This is a genomic window from Yersinia thracica (genome assembly GCF_902170565.1).
GTDB classification, from domain to species: Bacteria; Pseudomonadota; Gammaproteobacteria; order Enterobacterales; family Enterobacteriaceae; genus Yersinia; species Yersinia thracica.
In genome coordinates, this window is sequence record NZ_CABHXX010000131.1 from 1 (window position 1) to 1,050 (window position 1,050).

The following is a 1,050-nucleotide window of genomic DNA, read 5'->3' on the forward strand; positions in this document are numbered from 1 at the left end:
CTGACCTACTCCGCCGCCGGGCAAAAATTGCGGGAAGAAAGTGGCAATGGCGTGGTGACCCAATATCGCTATGAGGCTGAAACTCAACGCCTTATTGGCATTAAAACCACCCGTCCGGCACTGAAAGACCGGCCAAACCTGCTGCAAGACCTGCGCTACGATTATGACCCGGTCGGTAACATTCTCGCTATCCATAATGATGCCGAAGCCACCCGTTTCTATCGCAATCAGAAAATCGTGCCGGAAACCACTTACCGCTATGATGCTTTGTATCAATTGATTGAGGCCACTGGCCGTGAATCTGACAACAACGGCGCACAAAATGCCCATCTTCCGGCGCTAAGTTCACTCACCGACGGCAACCAATATGTCAATTACACCCGCCGTTATACCTATGACCGCGCTGGTAACTTACTGAAAATACAGCATACCGGGGCCAGTCAGTACAGCACAAATATCACCATTTCCGATAGCAGTAACCACGGCATTCAGCAGCAGGATGGCGATGGGTTAACTGCCGCCGATATCCGCAGCCAGTTTGATACCGCCGGTAATCAGCAGCAATTACAGCCCGGCCAGCCACTGCAATGGGATACCCGCCAGCAGTTGCAGCAGGTCACCACCGTCAGACGCGGGGCTGAAAATCCCGCCAATGATGACTATGAAAACTATCTGTATGCCAGTGACGGCATGCGGGTGATGAAGCAAAGCATTCAGCACACCAACAGTACCCGTCAAACCAGTGAGGTCATTTACCTGCCGGGACTGGAACTGCGCACTCAATACAATAACGATAATCTGACGGAAGATTTTCAGGTGATTACCCTCGGCGCTGCCGGGCGGGCGCAGGTGCGGGTTTTATTGTGGGAAAAAGGCCAACCGGAGGGCATTGATAACGGCCAATTACGCTACAGTTTTGATAATCAAATTGGCTCCAGTTTATTAGAACTGGATAATAACGGCGATATTATTACACAGGAAGAATATTACCCATTCGGCGGCACGGCGGTATTTTCCACTCGCAACACCCTGGAGGCCAAATATAAAACC

Annotated in this window: 1 pseudogene; it reads left to right on the top strand. The window is 51.1% G+C overall.

The features are described from left to right. Positions 1-1,050 (top strand): annotated as a pseudogene (locus FTA91_RS17590) (toxin); the annotation flags it as partial.